Origin of the sequence: Leptospira noumeaensis, assembly GCF_004770765.1 — a bacterium.
Taxonomy (GTDB): Bacteria; Spirochaetota; Leptospiria; order Leptospirales; family Leptospiraceae; genus Leptospira_A; species Leptospira_A noumeaensis.
This window is the reverse complement of sequence record NZ_RQFK01000010.1, coordinates 1-4,447: the sequence shown is the minus strand read 5'-3', so window position 1 is coordinate 4,447 and position 4,447 is coordinate 1. Positions and strand designations below refer to the sequence as shown.

Sequence of the window (4,447 nt, the reverse complement as noted above, 5' to 3'; positions counted from 1 at the left end):
TCTAAAGAGATGAGAAACCAGAAAGTGTTACCTATGTCTTGCTACAAAAGTGTTACCCATGTCTTGAGTCATACATTTGATTCATTTCGCATAACGAACTAGGGGAGACGACGTTCCCTGACCCTGAGTCCCGGAACGGGACGTTAGGGACTGGCACGGAGTTTGCGTATGCGAACGAGTGACAGAAAGGGAATGTGGCGCAGCCCAAGCGAGGCCGTAAGTGCCGAAGCGAAGCGTTTCCCCGTTGTTATCTGAAGTGCCAATTTAAGCGAGAAATTTTTCTCTAAAGATATTTCTTAAAGTTTCAGTGATGAATATTTTTGTTTTTTCTACTAAACTACCGTTAGGATTTAAAAAGGTGATTATTCCCGAATTAATTATTTTGATTTGTTTATCAAGATAAGAAAAATTTGAGGGAATGTTTTTTATATTAGGATTTACAATTGTAATATTACGTTTACTTGAAAACTCCAGCCAATCTATGAGAACTTGATTTATATGTGGATCCAAGAAGCCATATCCAATTGAATAAAGTTCATCAACACTATTGATGTAGCTTTTAAATAATTTAAAAAACCAGTCATCCATTGTGTGAGAAATCTTTGTAGAGTATTTATGTTTTCCTGATATGATTGTTTTTCTTAAAAATTGTAAAATATTCTCTTCATCATAGTATGCAATTTCGTTCGTGCATCTTACTCCAAACGAGATCGAAGTTTCTTTTTCAATTTGATCCAATTTTTTTAAATCTTCTATTATCTTTAAGTGATCGTTTTTATCAATAGATACTTTTATATAATTTAGTTCATCATTCTTTACAAATAGATCAAGAGATCCATGTAATTTAATTAGATTTATACCGGATTCTTTAGTGTGGAAAGAGAATTTGTTTTTTTTCATTTCGCTTCGACTTAACATTTCGAATTCTATATTGTTTATTTTAAGTTTTTCATTAAATCCGCATTTTAGTGGAATATTGAAGTATGAACATATTATTTCAATCATTACATCGTGATTTAGACTGAATACCCAAAGTGGACCGTCTTTACAGTATTCTAAGATTGGTTTAAAGAAATCTAGTTGAAGATTAATGAAATTTTTATTTCTTTCGTGTCGGGATAGTAGAATGGAGTAAACTAGTTCTAAATATCGCGAAAGAACATCATGGATTTGTTGAGAAATTGCTCTATTTTCATGTCGTCTGATTTCAACTTCTAGAGTTCCGATTATATCTTCGTAAGTATTGTTAGGATTTGTAAGTATTGGGTAGATTAAATCAAAGATATTCCTCTGTACTTTAAAATACGGCGTATCGATGGCTGCAATTAGTATTGACTTAAACTCTTTTGTTAGTTCATCAGTTAACGGCATACCTAAGTTATATGATGCACCTGCACCCAATAGAAATCCCTTTTTCATTTTAATTAGCTATCAGCGTTGATTTATTGGCATTTCAGATAACGAACTAGACTAACCGACGTAGGCTGGCCCTGAGTCCCGTATGGGACGTTAGGGATTGGCACGACGCTTGCGTAAGCAAGAGGAGTGACAAAAGCCTATGTGTCGTAGACCGAACGAGGGCGTAAATCCCGAAGTGAAGCGGTTAGTCGCTGTTATTCGCAGTGCTATGAGTTATCAAAATTTCCTTTATTTATAAATCTCTGATCAGTTATATCTCCGACAGGAAGGTACATTTCTCCATTCATTTTTAATCTGCAGTGATACATTGATTGTTTTAAAAATTTTCTTTGAAAGAAAATAATCCATTCCCAACCAGCAAGTAGCAGGGAAAAATAAGCAATTCCTTTTTCAGTATTTTGTAGATAAGGAATCATTATTGCTTTTGGATCTATTCCTGGAATTTTGTTAGATTCAAATCTCATTCCAATGATTGGAAGTGATTTATCTTCTTTGAGTGGATCCAATATTCTTTGTCTTATTTGCGAAATAATTGAACTTTCAATGAAAATGTTATGGAAAGGAGGAGAATTACTGTGATGTGCTTTAAGTAAAATTCCAAAAATGAATCTTTGAATTAATTCTACATTTAGATTTGTAAATTTGTCTTCTTGTTCGAAGATTTGATATTTTCTTTTTTGTGATGGTGACCCATGCATTAGTATTTTAATATAATTTTCAGCATTCCCTAGAAATTGATCGCAGTTCCGACATAGTAGATAATTCTTTGTTCCATCTTGTAAAATTTTTTGAATTCCTAAACTAACATAATTTCCTATTATTCTACCTCTATCTTCTTGTTTAGCCCAATAATATGCCCATTTTGGAACTATATGGCTCAATATTAATTTTTTCGTTTCCAGACATAAGATACAGTTATCAAGTTTACCTCCGTTTAATCTTTTTTCTTTTCTTAGAATTACTTTCATAGCATTGCGAATAACGAACTAGGGGAGACGACGTTCCCTGACCCTGAGTCCCGGGACGGGACGTTAGGGACTGGCACGTAGCTTGCGTATGCAAGCGAGTGACAGAAAGGGAATGTGCCACAGGCCAAGCGAGGCCGTAAGTGCCGAAGCGCAGCGTTTCCACGCTGTTATACGATGTGGCGGATTTTGCTATTAAGATCTAATCGTAAGTTTGTAATTCGACTCGTTTTTGCATTTTTCTGATTTTATTGTATCTTCTGCACAAGTTCGCAAGATAGAATTTTTTAAATATAGTAAACTTTCTTTTTCTTTTTCAGTTTTTCCTGGTTCGTTAATTACGCTGTCATAATATAATGGAAGTATATAGCACTCTAGATTGCTTTTTGGTCCACCGTCTAATTTTATATCATGGTAGCAGGCTTGCTTTTCTGTTTTTATACAGTTAAGAAAGTAAAATAGAATTAGGAGAAAGAATTGTTTATTTTTAGTTAATGAGAGCTTAAATATTGGCCTAGTAAAATTCATTTGGTATTAATATAAAGCTTTCTCTTGATTTAGCCAAAACTGAAATGAAAAGTCTTATTCCTCTGAATATATTTCAATTGAATTCACAAATTTTCGAAGCAAAAGTAATCCATCATCTTTTAAATAGAAGCTATCAGTAGATATTCTACCATAAATAAATACTTTGCATTTTTCTGTTAAGCTAATTTGTTTTAGCTCTTCAATTGTTTGCAAGGTTCTAAGGCTTTCATTAATGGTTTTATTTCGTCCTTGACCTGTGTTTCGAGAGTCAGGGTTATTCGCAGAAAGTTTTAGGTTAAATCCATCGCATTTAAATTTTAGCGATTCGGGTACGGTAATATTTTGATTCCTTTTTTCAAGGAAAAGTATTACTTTCTTATCGGATCTATCTTTATAATAAGAAAATTGTATGAAAGCATTAGAATGATCCAATTTCTCTGTAGGAGATAGAGTTGTTTCAATATGTAATTCATTTTTGTTTGGAGCATCGACATTATTTAGAAAGTTATTTTTAATGCTGCACATTCGTAGTATATAGATAATTAAATGATTAGAATAATGTTTAATTTATTATTTTTTATATTTATTGAGATTTTCCGCCATTTCGTATAACGAACTAGACTAACCGACGTAGGCTGACCCTGAGTCCCGGAAGGGACGTTAGGGATTGGCACGACGCTTGCGCAGGCAAGAGGAGTGCCAAAAGCCTATGTGTCGCAGACCGAGCGAGGGCGTAAGTCCCGAAGCGAAGCGGTTAGTAGCTGTTATACGCTGGCCAGATTATACTTCGGTTAATTTTGATCCATCATAATAATAAATATTCTCATGCTTAATCCCGTAAGATGAACCTTTCTTTTTAATATGAGGTTCGAATGTAAAAAACTTTAACGTAGAGAATTTTTCATTATTATTTGAGTCGAACCATTTTCTTAAGGTGATGTCTTCTTCAATAGAATGTCCGAAATTGTTTCTAAAATCTAAAAGTTCGAAACCATTATTCTGAATTTTTTTGCATAATTCATTGTGAATCATTGAAATAGCTAAATTATGATTATAAATATCGATAAACATTAAATGAAGGTTTTTTATAAATTCTAAAGCTTCGTTAATCTCATTATTTGATTTACCAATATAAAAAGTTCTGGCAAAATCACCCCAAGTGTTATTTAAAACCGGACTTAAATCAATAGTAATGACTTCTCCGTTTTTGACTTTAACTTTAGAAGGAACGTAGTCTTTTCCAGAGATTGAAAGTAGGGATCTATTTCCCGCTAGAACAAAAGCACCAACATTATAATACCAAAACTTTTTTATTCCATTACTTAACATGAAAGATTCAGCTAGAATTTTGATATCCTCTTCACTCATTCCTTCTTTGGTTTGTAATTGAACATGTTCTATTGTTTTTTTAGCAATATTTTGAACTTCTCTTATATTTTCTAAATTTAACATAGATTTTTGGTATGACTTCAAGAGATAGGTAACGATTAAGCGGCATGAGAAGGGTAACGCTTTTTAGTAACCTTTCTTGGCTT

4 protein-coding genes are annotated in these 4,447 nt (G+C 33.1%); all 4 read right to left on the bottom strand.

From position 1 onward, the window contains the following. Positions 1–264 precede the first annotated feature (264 nt). On the bottom strand, positions 265–1,401 hold the full coding sequence (locus EHQ24_RS03120) for an SIR2 family protein (RefSeq protein WP_167483042.1): 1,137 nt from the start codon (positions 1,399–1,401) through the stop codon (positions 265–267). Positions 1,402–1,625: 224 nt separating this feature from the next. After that, the gene (locus EHQ24_RS03115) at positions 1,626–2,387 is read right to left on the bottom strand and encodes a hypothetical protein (RefSeq protein WP_135600249.1); all 762 of its coding nucleotides are present in this window, start codon (positions 2,385–2,387) and stop codon (positions 1,626–1,628) included. A gap of 579 nt (positions 2,388–2,966) precedes the next feature. Then, positions 2,967–3,437 (bottom strand): hypothetical protein, encoded by a 471-nt coding sequence (locus EHQ24_RS03110; RefSeq protein ID WP_135600248.1) that lies wholly within the window; start codon positions 3,435–3,437, stop codon positions 2,967–2,969. A gap of 255 nt (positions 3,438–3,692) precedes the next feature. Continuing rightward, positions 3,693–4,364 carry a M24 family metallopeptidase gene (locus EHQ24_RS03105; RefSeq protein ID WP_135600247.1) on the bottom strand — a complete coding sequence of 224 codons (672 nt, stop codon included), beginning with the start codon at positions 4,362–4,364 and terminating at the stop codon, positions 3,693–3,695. Positions 4,365–4,447 lie beyond the last annotated feature (83 nt).